The sequence below is a fragment of the Lentzea indica genome (genome assembly GCF_012184385.1).
In the GTDB taxonomy this organism is placed as follows: domain Bacteria; phylum Actinomycetota; class Actinomycetes; order Mycobacteriales; family Pseudonocardiaceae; genus Lentzea; species Lentzea indica.
Window position 1 is genome coordinate 1 of record NZ_VSRL01000021.1, and the last position, 15,789, is coordinate 15,789.

At 68.1% G+C, this 15,789-nt stretch carries 18 protein-coding genes; 6 read left to right on the top strand and 12 right to left on the bottom strand.

Features of this window, described 5'->3' with window-relative positions; translation table 11 throughout:
• On the bottom strand, positions 1–1,172 hold a 1,172-nt coding region (locus tag FXN61_RS08475; RefSeq protein ID WP_167971937.1), incomplete at its 3' end, for an AAA family ATPase.
• Between the two features lie 276 nt (positions 1,173–1,448).
• On the opposite strand from FXN61_RS08475, the gene FXN61_RS08480 reads away from it, so the two are divergent.
• Complete coding sequence (locus FXN61_RS08480) at positions 1,449–2,669, top strand: serine hydrolase domain-containing protein (RefSeq protein WP_167971939.1); 1,221 nt, start codon at positions 1,449–1,451, stop codon at positions 2,667–2,669.
• Between the two features lie 97 nt (positions 2,670–2,766).
• On the opposite strand, the gene FXN61_RS08485 is transcribed toward FXN61_RS08480, so the two are convergent.
• From FXN61_RS08485 to FXN61_RS08515, 7 genes are all read right to left on the bottom strand, one after another.
• On the bottom strand, positions 2,767–3,111 hold the full coding sequence (locus FXN61_RS08485; RefSeq protein WP_167971941.1) for a hypothetical protein: 345 nt from the start codon (positions 3,109–3,111) through the stop codon (positions 2,767–2,769).
• Positions 3,112–3,200: 89 nt separating this feature from the next.
• A complete protein-coding gene (locus FXN61_RS08490) occupies positions 3,201–3,809 on the bottom strand; it encodes a hypothetical protein (RefSeq protein ID WP_167971943.1) in 609 nt (202 codons plus the stop codon).
• Positions 3,810–4,160: 351 nt separating this feature from the next.
• A complete protein-coding gene (locus tag FXN61_RS08495; protein ID WP_167971945.1) occupies positions 4,161–4,331 on the bottom strand; it encodes a hypothetical protein in 171 nt (56 codons plus the stop codon).
• Positions 4,328–5,731 (bottom strand): alpha/beta fold hydrolase, encoded by a 1,404-nt coding sequence (locus FXN61_RS08500; RefSeq protein WP_167971947.1) that lies wholly within the window; start codon positions 5,729–5,731, stop codon positions 4,328–4,330. Before FXN61_RS08500 ends, FXN61_RS08495 begins: the two co-directional genes overlap by 4 nt.
• 83 nt (positions 5,732–5,814) lie before the next feature.
• On the bottom strand, positions 5,815–6,228 hold the full coding sequence (locus FXN61_RS08505; RefSeq protein WP_167971949.1) for a DUF3237 domain-containing protein: 414 nt from the start codon (positions 6,226–6,228) through the stop codon (positions 5,815–5,817).
• On the bottom strand, positions 6,228–7,031 hold the full coding sequence (locus FXN61_RS08510; RefSeq protein WP_167971951.1) for an SDR family NAD(P)-dependent oxidoreductase: 804 nt from the start codon (positions 7,029–7,031) through the stop codon (positions 6,228–6,230). The genes FXN61_RS08505 and FXN61_RS08510 overlap by 1 nt, the downstream gene beginning before the upstream one ends.
• 14 nt (positions 7,032–7,045) lie before the next feature.
• Entirely contained in the window at positions 7,046–7,699 is a 654-nt protein-coding gene (locus tag FXN61_RS08515) for a TetR/AcrR family transcriptional regulator (protein WP_167971953.1), read from the bottom strand.
• Between the two features lie 74 nt (positions 7,700–7,773).
• On the opposite strand from FXN61_RS08515, the gene FXN61_RS08520 reads away from it, so the two are divergent.
• Positions 7,774–8,760, top strand: coding sequence for a PHP domain-containing protein (locus FXN61_RS08520; RefSeq protein ID WP_167971955.1), 987 nt, complete (start codon positions 7,774–7,776; stop codon positions 8,758–8,760).
• Here the strand turns inward: FXN61_RS08520 and FXN61_RS08525 are convergent.
• Entirely contained in the window at positions 8,723–9,310 is a 588-nt protein-coding gene (locus FXN61_RS08525; RefSeq protein ID WP_223165346.1) for a hypothetical protein, read from the bottom strand. The genes FXN61_RS08520 and FXN61_RS08525 overlap by 38 nt on opposite strands.
• A gap of 196 nt (positions 9,311–9,506) precedes the next feature.
• On the opposite strand from FXN61_RS08525, the gene FXN61_RS08530 reads away from it, so the two are divergent.
• From FXN61_RS08530 to FXN61_RS08540, 3 genes are read left to right on the top strand one after another with little or no spacing between them, the layout of a single operon-like run.
• Positions 9,507–10,841 (top strand): CBM96 family carbohydrate-binding protein, encoded by a 1,335-nt coding sequence (locus tag FXN61_RS08530; protein ID WP_312877603.1) that lies wholly within the window; start codon positions 9,507–9,509, stop codon positions 10,839–10,841.
• Positions 10,842–10,861: 20 nt separating this feature from the next.
• Positions 10,862–12,067: an MFS transporter gene (locus FXN61_RS08535; protein ID WP_167971961.1), complete on the top strand. Its 1,206-nt coding sequence runs from the start codon at positions 10,862–10,864 to the stop codon at positions 12,065–12,067.
• Positions 12,064–13,020 carry a TolB-like translocation protein gene (locus FXN61_RS08540; protein ID WP_167971963.1) on the top strand — a complete coding sequence of 319 codons (957 nt, stop codon included), beginning with the start codon at positions 12,064–12,066 and terminating at the stop codon, positions 13,018–13,020. Before FXN61_RS08535 ends, FXN61_RS08540 begins: the two co-directional genes overlap by 4 nt.
• A 9-nt stretch (positions 13,021–13,029) precedes the next feature.
• Here FXN61_RS08540 and FXN61_RS08545 read toward each other — a convergent pair whose 3' ends face one another.
• Positions 13,030–13,632: a class I SAM-dependent methyltransferase gene (locus FXN61_RS08545; protein ID WP_223165347.1), complete on the bottom strand. Its 603-nt coding sequence runs from the start codon at positions 13,630–13,632 to the stop codon at positions 13,030–13,032.
• Positions 13,633–13,760: 128 nt separating this feature from the next.
• On the opposite strand from FXN61_RS08545, the gene FXN61_RS08550 reads away from it, so the two are divergent.
• A complete protein-coding gene (locus FXN61_RS08550; protein WP_167971967.1) occupies positions 13,761–14,066 on the top strand; it encodes a putative quinol monooxygenase in 306 nt (101 codons plus the stop codon).
• 115 nt (positions 14,067–14,181) lie between these two features.
• Here FXN61_RS08550 and FXN61_RS08555 read toward each other — a convergent pair whose 3' ends face one another.
• A complete protein-coding gene (locus FXN61_RS08555; protein ID WP_167971969.1) occupies positions 14,182–14,436 on the bottom strand; it encodes a hypothetical protein in 255 nt (84 codons plus the stop codon).
• Positions 14,437–14,498: 62 nt separating this feature from the next.
• Positions 14,499–15,785 carry an ABC transporter substrate-binding protein gene (locus FXN61_RS08560; protein WP_167971971.1) on the bottom strand — a complete coding sequence of 429 codons (1,287 nt, stop codon included), beginning with the start codon at positions 15,783–15,785 and terminating at the stop codon, positions 14,499–14,501.
• Between the last annotated feature and the right edge of the window lie 4 nt (positions 15,786–15,789).

Genomic DNA, 15,789 nt, shown 5'->3' on the forward strand with positions numbered 1-15,789 from the left:
AGCGAGGCGGCCTCGGCCAGCACGCCGACGGCCACGCGGTCGCCGGGTGCCGCGGACTCGGCGAGGTGCCAGGCGAGTTGGAGGAGGTCGACGGGCAGGCCGTGGGCGCGGTCTTCCAGCAGGCGTGCCGAGATCAGCGAGTGCAGGTGACGGCGCTGGGCAGGGCCGACCTCGTGGTACAACGCCTCGCCGACGAGGGCGTGGGAGAAGCGGTAGCCGCGGTCGTCGTCGTGCACCACGATGTGTGCGCGCAGAAGCTCGTCGAACGCCGCGACGACGGTCTCCTCCGGGAGTGACGCCACCCGTGCCAGCAACGAGATCTGGTCCAGGCGCACCCTGCGGAACACCGCGACCGCTCGCGCGACGAGCCGGGTGTCGTTCTCGAGAGGCGCGACGCGGCGCAGCACGGCCTCGCGCCGGGTCAGCCGGATCGCGTCAGGGGACACCGCGAGCCGGGCGCGGTTGCCGTCGACCGTCACCAGGTCGAGCTCCCTCAGCGAGCGCGCGATCTCGGTGACGAAGAACGGGTTGCCGTCGGATCGTTGCTGGACTTCGCGGGCGAGACCCTCGTCCACGGCGGTCTGCAGGACGGCTTCGACGATGCGGGCGACGTCGGCGCCCGACAGCGGGGCCAGGTCGATGCGCATGACCTCGGCGTGCTGTTCGACGCGGTCGAGCAGGCTCTCCGCACCCGGTTCGCTGGTGTGCGAACGGCTCGCGGTGATCAGCACGAGCGGTGCGGCCGACACGCGCCGCAGAACCAGCGTCAGCAGGGCGAGGGAGTCGTCGTCGACGTGGTCGAGGTCGTCGATCAGCAACGCCGCTGGGCGCGTCGCCGTGAGCTCGGTGAGCAGGCGCACGACCCGGTCGCAGGCGCGGCCGAACCACGCGCCGGAGTCCTCGGTCACCGAGATCTCCAGCGCCGCCAGCGCGTCCGTGCGGATCTTGTCCAGCGGCGGCGGCACGGACAGCGACCGGATCAAGGCGACCACCGCGCCGTACGGGATGCGTTTGCCCAGCACGTCCGATGCCGAGGCCAGCACTCCGCGGTGACGCTCCCGCAGCCGGCGCGCGATCTCCGCGAGCAGGCTCGTCTTGCCGATGCCCGGCTCGCCGCTCACCTGGACCACGACGAGCCCGGTCGCGGGCGCGTGGTCGACGCAGTCGAGCACGGCGCGCAGTTCCGGTTCGCGGCCGTGGAGCTCGACTCGCTGGGGACTGGCGCGGAGCGGAGTGTCGACGATGACGGCCTCCCGGCGGACTTCGGCGGAGCTGCGCTGAGTCTTCCATGTGGGTGTCTCGACTCGGCAGGGCCGCTTTCCGTACCGGATCAGTCACTCTCGGTAGGACGGTTGGGCTGAGTGTGTTAGCCGATAAGTGTTCCCTACTAATCCGTGGTTCCTCTCGGTGATGCCCTAGAGGTCCAGCCGCCGTGACGAGGAGGGTCAATGTCGATCCAGGGAACGTGTGCCCCGCGCTTCGACGAGGTGCGCACCGAGTTCGAACGCAACTTCGCTGAGCGCGGCGAGGTCGGCGCCTCCGTGCACGTGACCCTCGACGGCGAGCCCGTCGTCGATCTCTGGGGCGGTGTCGCCGACCCCGTCACGGGTCAGCTCTGGTCCGAGGAGACCATCGTTCACGTGTGGTCGTGCACCAAGGCCGCCACTGCCCTGTGCGCGCACATCCTCGCCTCGCGCGGTGTGCTGGACCTGAACGCACCGGTGGTTCAGTACTGGCCCGAGTACGGCGTCGAGGGCAAGGACGCAACGCTGGTCCGGCACGTCCTGTCGCATCAGGCAGGTCTGCCCGCGGTCACCGAATGGCTGCCCGCCGGCGCCTTCTACGACTGGGACCTGATCACCTCGAAGCTCGCCGCGCAGAAGCCGCTGTGGGAGCCGGGCACCCGGCACGGCTACCACGGCCTGACGTTCGGCTTCCTGGTCGGCGAGATCGTCCGCCGCGTCACCGGGCTGTCGCTGGGCCAGTTCTTCGAGAAGGAGGTCTCCGGGCCGCTGGGCCTCGACTTCTGGATGGGCCTGCCGGACGACCTCGAACCGCATGTCGCGCACACGATCCCCGTCGACCCGACACAACCGGGGATCCTGCTGCCGTCGCTGTTCATCACCGCGCTGACGCAGCCGGAGTCGGTGCCCGGCCTGATGCTGCTCAACAACGGCGGCTACATGGCGCCCGGCGAGTCCGACTCCCGCGCCGCGCACACCGCCGAGATGGGCGCGATCGGCGGCATCTCGAACGCCCGCGGACTCGCCGGCATGTACCGGCCGCTGGCTCTCGGCGGCTCCTACAACGGCGTGCGCCTGGTCGAGGAGTCGCAGATCCCACAGATGTCCGTTGCCGCCGTGTCGGGGCTCGACGCCGTGATCGGCGTGCCGTCGCGGTTCGCGCTCGGGTTCCAGAAGGCCGTCGACAACTCTCACCTGCCGCCCAACGACGCCGAAGGTCTGCTGATGCCCGAGGAGGCGTTCGGGCACACCGGAATGGGCGGCTCGCTCGGCTTCGCCGATCCTCGGGCGCGGATCTCGTTCGGCTACACGATGAACAGGCAGGGGCCTGGGCTCGCCCTCAACGAGCGCGGGCAGTCGCTGGTGGACGCGGTGTACCGGGCACTTGGCTATCGGCAGACCGGTGGCGGTACCTGGTTCGCCTGAGAACACGCAGACGCAGGGGCCGGACTCGACGACCAGCCGAACAGAAAGACATGGTTGGGGAGCGCTTGTTGGCTTCCTCCAACGCACCTGGTCCCCGCTATGGGCTGCCTCTGCCCTCCGGAGTGGTGTCGTCCTTGTGTTCGTCCGCCGGGGCTTCATCTTGTGCGGCAGCAGGGTCTTCGTTCACAGGCTCAGAGGTACTGGTGGACAGAGCGTTGATCGCTGACTTCACGCACTCGTCGGCGATGGCATCCTCCCTTCGTCGCCACCAGGGCATCGACCTTTTGATGACCTTCTCCAGGGCGCGAACCTTCGCCAGCTCGGGATTCATCTGCGAGCGGTACTTGTAGATCAGAACGACCGCGATCAGCACGGCGCCCACGAGGAGCGCGGGAAGGCCGACACTGGGCTTGAACAGAACTGCGAGAAGTGGCGCGAGCATTGATGGACTCCTGCCAACTGGGGGGAGTCGAGTCAGCTGCGCTACGCGTGAGCGAACGACATCCCGCGAATGACGATGGGTGCGGTCATTCACGGGGTGTTGGGACCACGAGTGTGCTGGGGCGAGGAGGTGACGAGACGACCAGGGGGCGCAAGCAGGCGACGGGCCGCATGAATGAGACCGTGCAACCGCGACAGACGAGTCCGGAGAATCATGCCGAGCCGTTTGACGGCGGCGAGTTTGCACGTCTTCAGACGAAGCGCTTCTACCTCGTCGCGCGCGACGAGGACAACAGTGGAGGCATCGTCGTCGCGCGAAACCACCACTCGGTTGTGGACCGACTCGAAGTAGTACCAGGCCGTCGTGAAAAGAGCGGTCTTGCCTGAACCGCAAGTACCGATGACCAGGGAGTTGTCCCGAGGATTGCCGTCCGACAGAGCCGGGCATGGCTCTTGGACAGCGTGAGTGGCTTCGGTCGGTTCCTCGTAGAACCCCTCAACGAGGGTCCGAAAATAGTCCTCTACCTGACTCCCGCCGGCTCGGCGGTCCCAATCCAGGCGCAAGCGCTCTTCAACGAACGCTTCCCGTTCGTCGGCCTCCCTGAACCGGCGCCGCAGCCCTTTGAAGCGCTTGACCTCCATGACAACCCGATCACCTGCCAAGCTGCGCGAGACGAGGTCAGCGGTGGTGTTTCGCATCTGAGTGGCACCTTGCCCACCAGGACCTACAACCAACCGTGGGGCGTATTCGCCGGCAAGCCACGAGACAACCGCGTCCCGGCGTTCGGGGAGCGGGGATCGCGGGGGCCGCTCGAAAGCCTTCTGCACGGACTCCCTGGTCTCGAGCTCCAAGGCATGGCGGACCCACCGACCGAGACCCAGCTCGCTCGGCTCGCAGGCGAATCCGCTCCTGTCCAGAGCCACCTCACCAGTATGGCAGCAGCCACTGCGGAAAGTGAGGCCTTGCGTTCTCGCTGACGCAGGGGTCCGTGAGCTGGGAACCCCTGCGTTTCAACGTACTCACAGGGTCCGACAAGATCGTTCAGACGATCAGAACGGCTTCGTCTCCGCCGCGATCTCGCCCAGGACGTCGCTCAACGGCCGTGAAGACTGCGCCGTCAGCGAGGCAGCCGCACCCGGAGGCACGTTCTCGGCGATGTCCGTCCCGGCACAGGTCACCCGCGACGCCGGCAGGATGCCGGACACCAGGTACTTGTTCACCAGCGCGTCCACGCAAGCGTGCGGCGCAACGCGTAGTGGCCATGCTGACCGTCGTTGGACACGTTGATCAGCGGCTGGTTGAGGTGCTCTGCCATGACCCGCCCGTTGGCCAGCGGGGTCTGGGTGTCGCCGTCGGAGTTCACCACGAGGCCGGCCGGGTACTTGCGCGTGATCGCCGGGATCTTCTCGGGTCGCTTGAACGCGCGGAACGTGCAGTTGGTCGGCGCCATGTAGTCGACCGTGCCGCCGTAGGGGTTGGTGTCCCGCCAGCGCTTCATGTCGTTGTAGTAGGTGTTGACGTCGGTGAACCAGTCCCACTCACAGGTGACGGCCTGGTACGTACCGGCGGAGGTCGGCTCGATGTCGCCCTTCTTCAGCGCCGCCACGATCGCGGAGGCCTCGGCAGGGTCAGCCGCACCGGCCTTGATCGAGGCGATGTGACGCGAGAACGCCGCCCACGAGCGACGGTAACGGGTGGCCCCGACCGCGTAGTCGAAGGACGACACGTCCGCGTAGCCACCGTACGGGCCGGCCTTCAGCTTCGCGGCGATCGCGTCAAGTTCTCCACGCACAGCGGCAGGCGTGGTCCCGAGGCCGTACGTGCCGTTGCGCGCGGCCGTCCACTCGGTCCACTTCTTCAGGTTGTCCGTGATGGCGTCCACCACGTCGACGTCCTGCTCGTGCCACGTCTTCAGCGGGTCGAGAGCCGAGTCGAGGACGCTGCGGTCGAGCGACTTCGGGAACATCGAGCCGAAAACGGCGCCGAGCTGCGTGCCGTAGGAGTAGCCGACGTAGGAGATCTTCTTCTCCCCCAACGCACCGCGGATGACGTCCATGTCGCGGGCGGTGTTCATGGTCGAGACGAACCGGCGCATCTCGCCACCGCCGCGCTGGCAGTTGTCCTCGACGGCGCGGGCGTACTCCGACCAGTTCGCGAGCTGCGAATCCGTTGGACGCGAAGGGAACTCGTCGTCGGTAGGCGTCGAGATGCATCGCAGCTGCGTGGAACGGCCGACACCTCGCGGGTCCATGCCGATCACGTCGTAGATCTTCAACACCTCGGTCTGGGCGTTGAACCAGTGCACGGCACCCAGGCCGGAACCGCCTGGCCCGCCGGGGTTGGTCAGCAGCACACCTCTGCGGCGCGCGGGATCCGTGGCCTTCTTCCGCGAGATGGCGATTTCCAGGTTGCCGTTGTCCGGGTTCTTGTAGTCCATCGGCACGATCACCGTGGCGCACTCGACTCCCGTCGAGGGCGAAACCCAGCCGGCCGGGCACTCTGCCCACGCCACGGTCTGGGTGTAGTACTCGTCCAACGGCCCCGGTGCCGCCTGGGCCGTTCCCACCAGGGACATGAACAGCGGAGCAGCCAAAGCCGCCGCACCCCAACGCTTCCTCACCGCGCACCCCTCCGATTGTTGGTCAGCGACTGACGCTTCCGCAGTCACTGACCCGATCGGAACCCCCGAAGGTCGGGTGAAATTCACCGCACTTCGCACACCTCGTAGGTCAGGACGAGGCCGTCGAGCACGCCCTTCGCGACTGCCTGGACGCGGTTCAACCAGCGGTAGCGGTCGTCGCCGGTCTCGAACAAAGGGGCCGCGTACAACGGCGCGCCGAAACCATTCGAGACGTCAACCCGTCCTGAGTAGTGCAGGAACACGAACGCGTCGTCGTGAGTCCGCAGCACGGAGCGCACGTCCAGCGTTGCCGTGCCGTCGGGGCCGATGGTCAGCCAGTCGGCGCTCGACGTGCCGTGCATGACGCCGCGCAAACGCTCGCCTTCGAACGAACCGGACTCGACCTCGTAGATCAGACGATCTCCGACGGGAGTTTTCGGGAGCTTGTAAGGCTTTCGCAGCCGCGCGGTCATGGTTCCGAGTGGAACGAGCTCCATCACGCCACCGTCCCGCCGTCGACGACGATGATCGAACCGGTGGTGTAGGCGGCGGCAGCGGAAGCCAGGTACGCCACGGCACCGGCGACCTCGGAGGCTTCACCCACCCGCCCCAGCGCGGTCTTCGCGACCACCGAGGCGTGCAGGTCCTCGTTCGCCACGATGGCAGCGGAGAAATCGGTCCTGATCACGCCAGGAGCGACGGCGTTCACGCGGATCCCGGCAGGACCGAGCTCACGGGCCAGCGTCCTGGTCGCACTGATCATCGCCGCCTTGGCCGCCGAGTACAGCCCCATGTACGGCTCGGCCTTGAGACCGGCGGCGGACACGATGTTGACGACCGACCCGCCGCCCGAACCCAGCCCCGCGGCCACAGCGGCACGGGTCAGCGACAGCGGCGCGCGCACGTTGACGGCCATGATCTTGTCGAACGCCTTGGCGGACACGTCGATCAGCGGACCGAACGGGGGCGCGGCGCCCGCGTTGTTGACCAGCACATCGATGCGGCCGAAGCGATCGACGACCGACGAGATGATGCCGGGGATCTCGTCGTCGTGGCCGATGTCGGCGACGACGGGCAGTGCCTCGATGTGGAACTCGCGCTCGACGGCCGCCGCGACCTCCTTGGTGGTCTCGGCCGTGCGCGCAACGACGGCAACGCTCGCCCCCGCGCGGGCCAGCGCTCGCACCGACTCCAGGCCAATGCCACGGGTGCCGCCGGTGACCAGCGCGACGTGTCCGATCAGCGAAAACGGGTTGCTCGACATGGTGGCGAAATTATTCGACACGGTGTCGAGCGGCAACGAACACCGCTTATCTACTCGGAAACCCCGTACACGGCCCGCAGCCACACAGCGGTCAGCGTGTCGACGACCTCGCGATCACGAGCAGCCGACTTCCGCGAGAGCGACAGGCTGTGGCACATGGACTCGTTCATCGTCACCAGCGCGGTCGCGAGAGCACGCGCGGTAGGCGGCCCTGGTACCGCGATGCCCGCGTCCCGTTCGATCTCGATCTGCTGCGCCGCGGACTCGACGAACTTCCGCGCGACCCCGGTCCAGAACCCGCGCACCAGTTCGCTCGTGTCACGGGCACGCACCGCCGCGCGCAGAACAGGGCCGTGTGCCCTCCACAACGCGACGGTTCCCGCGATCGCGCGCCGGATCGAGTCCGCCGGAGGTTCGCTGCCGCGCCGCAACCACAGCGCCGCGGAGTCGTAGAGGTCGTCCGCGACCCGTTCCGACAACGCGTGCAGAACGGCTTCGCGCGACTCGTAGTGGAAGTAGAACGTGGATCGGGAGATTCCCGCGCCCGACGTCAGCTCGTCGACGGCGATCTCGTCGAGCGACTTCGTCTCGAGCAGCCGCTCCGCCGCGTCGAGAATGGCCTGCGAGGTCAGGTCGCCCTTGCTGCGCTTGCGCCGCGAGCCGGCTCCGTTCACCGGCGGGACACCGGCCGGGCGTGGGGACATGGCCGACATCATCGTGGATCGGCGCGGCTCCAACAACAGAAGGCGTACAGGGAGTGGATGAGGTAGGAAGAGGTATGGATCCGGTCAAGGCGTTGAAGCAGGTGGCCTTCCACCTCGAACGGGCGGGCGAGCCGACCTACCGCGTCCAGGCGTTCCGCAACGCGGCCGCCGTTCTCGCCGATCTCGACCCCGCGGAGGTCGAAAAGCGGGCGAAACTGGGCACTCTCACCGACCTGAAAGGCGTGGGGAAGTCCACCGCGGGCGTTGTCCTGGACGCGCTCGCGAACCGTGAACCCGCTTATCTCGCGAAGCTGCGGCACGTCGACATCAGCGGCGGCGAGGAGCTGCGGGCGAAGCTGAAGGGCGACTGCCACGTCCACTCGGACTGGTCAGACGGCGGCAGCCCGATCAGGGACATGGCGGAGGCGGCACGGGATCTCGGCCACGAGTTCATGGTGCTGACGGACCACTCACCGCGTCTGACCGTCGCGAATGGACTGTCGCGCGAACGCCTGGAGAAGCAGCTCGAGGTCGTCGCCGAGCTGAACGTGGAGCTGGCGCCGTTCCTGATCCTGACCGGCATCGAGGTCGACATCCTCGACGACGGCTCGCTCGACCAGGACGAGGACCTGCTGGCACGGCTGGACGTCGTGGTCGCGAGCGTCCACTCGAAACTGAAGATGCCGAGGGCCGAGATGACCGAACGGATGGTGACCGCAGTGACGAACCCGCACGTCGACATCCTCGGCCACTGCACGGGACGCCTGGTCGTGGGCAAGGGCAGGCCGGAGTCCCAGTTCGACGCGGAACGGGTCTTCGAGGCCTGCGCGGCGGGCGGCACGGCGGTGGAGATCAACTCACGACCGGAGCGGCTCGATCCCCCACGCAGGCTGCTCAGCCTCGCCGTCGACGCGGGCTGCACGTTCTCGATCGACAGCGACGCGCACGCGCCCGGCCAGCTGGACTGGCTGAACTACGGCTGTGCGCGGGCGGAGGACTGCGGCATCACGCCGGACCTCGTGATCAACACCAGGCCCGCATCCCGGCTGCTGTCCGGGTGAGGTGCTCGTACCAGGAGACCAGGGGCCCGGTGTCGGCCAGTGCGCGGGACAGCGCGACCTCGCACAGGTCCCTGACCGGTTCGGGATCCCACGAGGCCAGCAGCTCGTCGAGCGAGCCCAGCGAGCCCAGTGAGCCCAGCGCGTACTGCTCCAGCCCAGCGCAGATCGGCACGACCGTGCCGTCAGGCTTGACCACCAGCGGATCGACTCGCACGAACGCCGACGGGTCCGCCCGCAGCAGCGCGGCGGACGTGACGTCGAACTGGACCTCGACGGCGTCGTCCTCGGCGACCCGGTTCAGCTCGACGGCCGCGTAGACGAGGTCGACCCGATCGACGCCGTAGGGCCGCACGCGCACCTTGCGCGCGCCCTCCCCCACCGCGTGGGCGGCCATACTCCGGAGCAACGACACGTTGTCCGGCACCAGGTCGATCAACACCGTCACCCGGTGACCGCCGGCGGCGCACTCGCTCACCTCGTCCAGCCCGACCACGAGCTCGGCTCCCGGCACGGCGCTGAGCCAGCGAAGATCGTGGACCTCGACTCCCATATCTGCTAGGAGCATCCATTCGCCGCGGAAATACTTCCGCGGCAGTTCCACCCCTGAGGGGGATTTCCCGGCCGTTCACCCAACTGCCGCCGAACGATCACCGCGTGAAGCTCATTTGAGCCCTAGCCTTCGCGACGGCCCATGTCCGCCAACAAGGAAGTGCGCTGGCATGTCACGTCGCAGGGCTCCATTAGCCGTGCTCACCACGGTCGTCGTCACGGCGGCCACCCTCACCGCCTCCACAGCGGCTCACGCAGCCACCACCACGTTCACCCCCACCGCCGACACCTACGTCGACAACGCCGCCACCGGTACCAACTACGGCACGTCCGGCCAGCTGGGCGTCGACAACTCGTCGATCAAGCGGACGTTCCTCAGGTTCGCCGTCTCCGGGATCAGCGGCGCGGTCAGCAACGCCAAGCTGCGCATCCACACCGACGACGTCGCCGGTGCGGAAAGCCCGAACGGCGGCACGTTCCGGTCCATGACGAACGTCAGCTGGTCCGAAACCGGCGTCACCTGGAACAACCAGCCCGCCGTCGACGGCAGCACGCTCGGCTCCCTCGGGTCGGTCGTGCGCAACGCCTGGTACGAGATCGACGTGACGAGCTACGTCACGGGCAACGGCACGTTCAGCATCGGCGTCACGTCGAGCAGCTCGGACGGCGCCGACTACGACTCGCGCGAGTCCGGTGCCACCACGGCACCCCAGCTCGTGGTCACGAGCGGCACGACAGAGCCGCCCGGCGACCCGGTCTGGGTCGGCGCGGGCGACATCGCCGACTCGGGTTCCGGTGACTCCGCCACGGCCGCGCTGCTGGACAACATCCAGGGCACGGTCTGGACCACGGGCGACAACGTCTACCCGGACGGCACCGCGTCGCAGTTCGCGAGCTACTACGAGCCCACGTGGGGCCGGCACAAGGCACGCACGCGGCCGTCGCCGGGCAACCACGACTACCACACCACTGGTGCCACCGGGTACTACAACTACTTCGGGGCGCAGGCAGGGCCGTCGGGGCGGGGCTACTACTCCTACGACCTCGGCAACTGGCACATCGTGTCGCTGAACTCCAACATCAGCATGTCGGCGGGCAGCGCGCAGGAGCAGTGGCTGCGGCAGGACCTGGCGGCGAGCACGAAGCCGTGCACCGCGGCGTACTGGCACCACCCGCTGTTCACCAGCGGTTCCAACCACGCGCCCTCGACGGCCACCAGGCCGTTGTTCCAGGCGCTGTACGACGCCAACGCCGATCTGGTGCTCTTCGGGCACAACCACCACTACGAGCGGTTCGCCCCGCAGAACCCCAACGGCGGGCTGGACACGGCACGCGGCATCCGGACGTTCGTCGCGGGCATGGGCGGCGCGGGGGCCTACAGCTTCGGCACGATCAAGCCGAACAGCGAGGCGCGCAACACCGGCACCCGCGGTGTGCTGAAGCTGACGCTGCACAGCAACAGCTTCGACTGGCAGTTCGTCCCGGAGGCGGGCAAGACCTACACCGACAGCGGCACCACGAACTGCCACTGACGGGCTGCTGGAGGCCGATCGTGTATCTGTCCACAATAGACAAACCCAGGACGGCGAACTGGAAAGGGCTGAGCGGCAACGTCTTCGCGCTCGGCACGGTCAGCCTGATCACCGACGTGTCGTCGGAGATGGTGGCCGCGATCCTGCCGCTGTACCTGGTCATCGGCCTCCAGCTCAGCCCGGCAGCGTACGGGCTGATCGACGGCGTCTACACCGGCGCCACCACGTTGCTCAGGCTGGCCGGCGGCTATCTCGCCGACCGCACCAACAGGCGCAAGGCGGTCGCCGGCTTCGGCTACGGCCTCTCGGCGGTGGCCAAGCTCGGTCTGCTGGCCGCGGGCAACTCCATGACCGCGCTCGGGTTCGTGATCACCGCGGACCGCGCGGGCAAGGGCCTGCGCACCGCGCCGAGGGACGCGCTGATCACGTTGTCGACGCCCAGCGGTGACCTGGGACGAGCGTTCGGCGTGCACCGGGCGATGGACGGCATCGGCGCGTTCGCCGGGCCGCTGGTCGCGATGGCCGTGCTCGCCGCGTCGGCACAGTCGTTCGACGCGGTGTTCGTCACCAGCTTCTGCATCGCCGTGTTCGGCGTGCTGGTCCTGGTCCTCTACGTGCGGGACCGGCCAGAACCCGTGCAGCGCAAAGAACCCCTGAAGCTCGGCCTGCTGAAAGACCCGGCCGTCCGGAGGATCGTGCTGGCCGCGGCGCTGCTCGGGCTGGTCACCGTCGGCGACGGGTTCGTGTACCTGTTGCTGCAGAAGCGGGAAGGGCTGGCTTTCGGCTGGTTCCCGCTGCTCGCCGTCGGCACGAGCCTGGTCTACCTGCTGCTCGCCGCACCACTGGGCGCGCTCGCCGACCGGGTCGGCAGGCTGAAGATCATGCTGGGCGGCTACGGCGCGCTGACGCTGGTCTACCTGCTGCTGCACGGCCCGATCGGCGGCTGGCCGCTGCTGGTCGCGGTGGTGCTGCTCTACGGCGTCTTCTACGCGGCCACGGACGGCGTGCTGATGGCGCTCGCCGGCCCGGTCCTGCCGGAACGCCTGCGCACCACCGGCATCGCGCTGATCCAAAGTGGACAGGCGATCGCCTACCTCGGCTCGTCCGTGCTGTTCGGGCTCGCCTGGCAGTTCTGGAGCCCCGAGACCGCCACCAGGGCCGCCGCGGTCGCGGTCGTCCTGGCCCTGATCACCACCGCCGCACTGCTGGGACGCCGACGCTCATGAACAACCGCCTGCTGATCACCCTGATCTCCGCCGTGCTGCTGGGCGGCGTCGCGATCGGCTACACCGTGCTGTCGGGGTCCGCTCCGGAACAGGCCGCGCACTCCGTTCCGACTGGCACGGGCCCGCGGCTGATGGTGCTCAGCAACGGCAAGCTCTCCACCGTGTCCCGCGACGATCCGGCCGGATCGCGGCAGGTCACCGAACAACGTTGCGACCGCGCGTACTCCGCCGCGGGCACCATCTCCTGCCTGCGCCCGGTCGGCGCGCTGAAAGCGAGCGAACTGGCCGTGCTGGACAGCCAGTTGAAGGAGCTGCGCACGGTCCCGCTGACCGGATTCCCGAACCGCACGCGGGTTTCGGCCAACGGCCGCATGGTGGCGTGGACGCTGTTCGTCGACGGGCATTCCTACGCCGCCAACGGGTTCTCCACGAGCACCGGCGTCCTCGACACGAAGACCGGAACGCTGGTGGAGTCGCTGGAGGAGTTCGCCGTCGAGGGCATGCCCCAGCGGCCGGTGGACACGAACTTCTGGGGCGTCACGTTCACCGCCGACGACAACCGCTTCTACGCCACCATGTCCACCGGCGGGCACCGCTACCTCGTCGAGGGCGACTTCGCGGCCCGCAAGGTCCGCCCGCTCGTGGACGCCGACAACGTCGAGTGCCCGTCGCTGTCACCGGACGGCACCCGCATCGCCTACAAGGCGGCGGTCAACGGTGATCCGCAGCAGGGATGGCGGATCTCCGTGCTGGACCTTCAGACGCGCAAGATCACGCCGCTCGCCGAGACCCGCAGCGTCGACGACCAGCCGGTCTGGCTGGACGACAAGACCGTCGCGTACGGCATCCAGCGCGACGACGGGCTGAACGACGTCTGGGCCGTGCCCTCCGACGGCACCGGCACACCCGCGGTCGTGGTCCCCGAAGCCAGTTCACCGGCGCCGATCAGCTGAAAGCTCCGGTCAGGTCCGGATCGCCGTGATCGCGCCCTGCCGCCGTGATCCGGGGTCGACGCGCGCATCACGGCTCGTGACGGTGAATCCGGCCTTTTCGACCACGCGGCTGAGCTCGTCGATCGGCCAGAAGTACGCGGTGACGATCTTGTGATCGAACGGGACGAGCTCCGGGCCCTCGAAGAACCCCAGGAGAAGCCCGCCGCCGGGTTCGACGCAGCGGGCGAACTCGTCGAGGATCGCGGGCACCTCGTGCGGGGGCGTGTGGATCAGCGAGAACCAGGCGAGGATCCCGGAGAGGCTGCCGGCGGCGACGTCGAGCGCTTCGGCTCGGCCTGCCCTGAAACGGGCGTCCGGGTACCGGGTTCGGGCGCGGTCGAGGAACTCCGGTGTCGGGTCGACGCCCGTGACGGTGATGCCCTGTTCCCGCAACCAGTTCGTCCACTGTCCAGGCCCGCACCCGACGTCGAGGATCTGCCCGCCGGAGTGCTTTCGGGCCCAGGCGCCGACCAGGTCGCGGTCGACGGGTGAGGTGGCCTCCATCGTGCCGACGGCGTCGATGTACTCGTCGGCCCGCTGTCCGTACGCCCGGCTCGTGTGTTCGATCGTCACCCGGCACACAGTGCCGTTTGGCAGGATCGAGCAAGAGACCGGCAGCATTGTTCTCGTGTTTGCCCTGTTCAGACTGATCTGATTGGTGCATCGCCAGCACGGCAATACCGGATGAGAGGTAGGAACAGATGAGTGTCGAGCACGGTTTCCACGCCACCCTGACCGCACGACCCGGCAAGGGCGACGAGGTCGTCGAGTTCCTGCTCGACGCGCCCTCGCTCGCGAACGACGACTGCGTGGTCTTCCTGGTGGGCCGCTCGGCCGCCGACCCGGACGTCATCCACGTCACCGAGGGCTGGACGACGGCGGAGGCGCACAGCACGTTCTTCGCGAGCGAGGACGCGCAGACGCTGGTGGCGAAGCTCCAGACGTTGCTCGTCGGCGAGTCGCGGTACGTCGACGAGGTGCCGGTCGGCGGCAAGGCGGCCTTCTGAGGGTGGCTGGCGCGCACGCTCGGCGTGTAGCCGAGCCGGCGGTGCCTACACGGGCAGAGGCCGCATCCTGTCGGGCATGTGCGCGCGCAGGATGTCTCGTAACGCGGACACCTCGTCAGCGTCCAGAAGGACGGACCCGCGGGCACGCCAGGACCGCCTCGCCGGTGCGCTGGTCGGGTACGTACCGCAGTGCCACGTCCGGCACCGTGCACGACTCGGCCTGACGAATCGCACTCAGCAGCTCCGACACCCGTTCGTACCCCAGCCGCGCGCTCCAGCGCAGCGCGGCCGGGGGACGAACGAACAACCGGAGGCCTCCGGCGGATCGGCGAACCTCGACGCACGACATCACCGCTACTACCTCCTGCACTGGCTCACCAGCGAGACTAGCCAGAGATCGCGGTGGTCAGCGGCGGGTGTCACCCGTTCGGTTCACTGGTAGCAGGGCTTCTCGAACTTGAAATCTTTTGCCGTCGAGCCGGTGAAGAAGTCCTCCACCAGCGTCACTCCGGTCGGAGCGGCGTCGTCCGGGCGGTAGATGAGTGACTGACGGAACAGTGCGTCCTGGGGCGAAGCGGAGAAATTGCCAGCACCCGAAGGAAGCATGCCCTCGTAGTCCACCGAGCTGAGCTGGCGCACGGCGGCGAGGACACCGGCACGCGTCAGGTCCTTGTTCTGAGCCGCCTTCTCCAGCGCGGCCTTCAGCGCGTACGCCCACACCCAACCGGCCGTGTAGCCGTCGTTCGGCGTCACGCCGGGCAGCGCGGCGCGCATCGCGGTGTGGCCGACGGACTCGGTCGCCCACGCCTTCCACGGTGCCGACTGCAGGTACAGCGCCTTGATCGCGGGTGCGGCCGGCGACTTCAGCAGGCCGGGGTTCCACGTCGGCGAGGTGCCGATGAACTTGCCCTTGTACCCACGAGCCGCGGCCTGCCCGATGATCACGGCCGCATCGGTCGGACCTGTCGTCAGGACCACCAGGTCAGGCTTCTTGGACACCACGGCGTCGATCGCGCCGCCCTGGTTGTCCTGGCCCGTCTGCGTCGTCACGTTCTCGAACGACAACCCGCGCTTCTCGGCGGCGATGCGGGCGCCGGCAGCAGCGTCGTCGCCGTAGTCACCGGCGAGGTGCACGGCCATCACGGACTTCACGCCGAGCTTCTCGACGGCGTAGTCGACGGTGTTCATCGACTCGACGCAGTAGTTCGTGCCGGACTCCAGCACGACCTCCTCGAAGCCCCACAACGAGGTCCACGACGCGGGCACCGACACCATCTGGGTGTTCTCGAGGTCCGGCAGGATCGCGGCGGTGGTGGGAGAGCCCAGCGTCTGCGTCAGAGCCAGGACGTTGCCCTTGATCTCCTGGTAGACCTGGTTGTGGATCTGCGGGTTGTACTTGTTGTCCTTGACGTACTTCGTGACGTCGATCTCGTAGCCGCCGATGCCGCCCTTGTCGTTCACGCGCTTCCAGAACGCCTTCTGCGCGTCCGTGATCGGCACGGCCAGCGTCTTGAACGGGCCTTCGGTGAGGTCCGAGATGGTGCCCAGGTAGATGCAGCCCTTGGACTTGTCGACGGCGTTGGGACACGCCTCTTTCGTGACTCCGACGTCGACCTTGATGCCGCCCGCGCCCTCCTGCGGCGCGGCGCCGTCCCCGCCACGACATGAGGCAAGAGCCAACGCTCCTACGAATATGACTGCGAATCTCTTACCAGACATGGGG

What these genes read in the sequence shown, in the direction of transcription:
- FXN61_RS08480 (WP_167971939.1), top strand. Translation starts at nt 1,449, where the DNA reads ATGTCGATCCAGGGAACGTGTGCCCCGCGCTTCGACGAGGTGCGCACC.
- FXN61_RS08485 (WP_167971941.1), bottom strand. Translation starts at nt 3,111, where the DNA reads ATGCTCGCGCCACTTCTCGCAGTTCTGTTCAAGCCCAGTGTCGGCCTT.
- FXN61_RS08490 (WP_167971943.1), bottom strand. Translation starts at nt 3,809, where the DNA reads ATGCGAAACACCACCGCTGACCTCGTCTCGCGCAGCTTGGCAGGTGAT.
- FXN61_RS08505 (WP_167971949.1), bottom strand. Translation starts at nt 6,228, where the DNA reads ATGGAGCTCGTTCCACTCGGAACCATGACCGCGCGGCTGCGAAAGCCT.
- FXN61_RS08515 (WP_167971953.1), bottom strand. Translation starts at nt 7,699, where the DNA reads ATGTCCCCACGCCCGGCCGGTGTCCCGCCGGTGAACGGAGCCGGCTCG.
- FXN61_RS08520 (WP_167971955.1), top strand. Translation starts at nt 7,774, where the DNA reads ATGGATCCGGTCAAGGCGTTGAAGCAGGTGGCCTTCCACCTCGAACGG.
- FXN61_RS08525 (WP_223165346.1), bottom strand. Translation starts at nt 9,310, where the DNA reads ATGGGAGTCGAGGTCCACGATCTTCGCTGGCTCAGCGCCGTGCCGGGA.
- FXN61_RS08540 (WP_167971963.1), top strand. Translation starts at nt 12,064, where the DNA reads ATGAACAACCGCCTGCTGATCACCCTGATCTCCGCCGTGCTGCTGGGC.
- FXN61_RS08550 (WP_167971967.1), top strand. Translation starts at nt 13,761, where the DNA reads ATGAGTGTCGAGCACGGTTTCCACGCCACCCTGACCGCACGACCCGGC.
- FXN61_RS08560 (WP_167971971.1), bottom strand. Translation starts at nt 15,785, where the DNA reads ATGTCTGGTAAGAGATTCGCAGTCATATTCGTAGGAGCGTTGGCTCTT.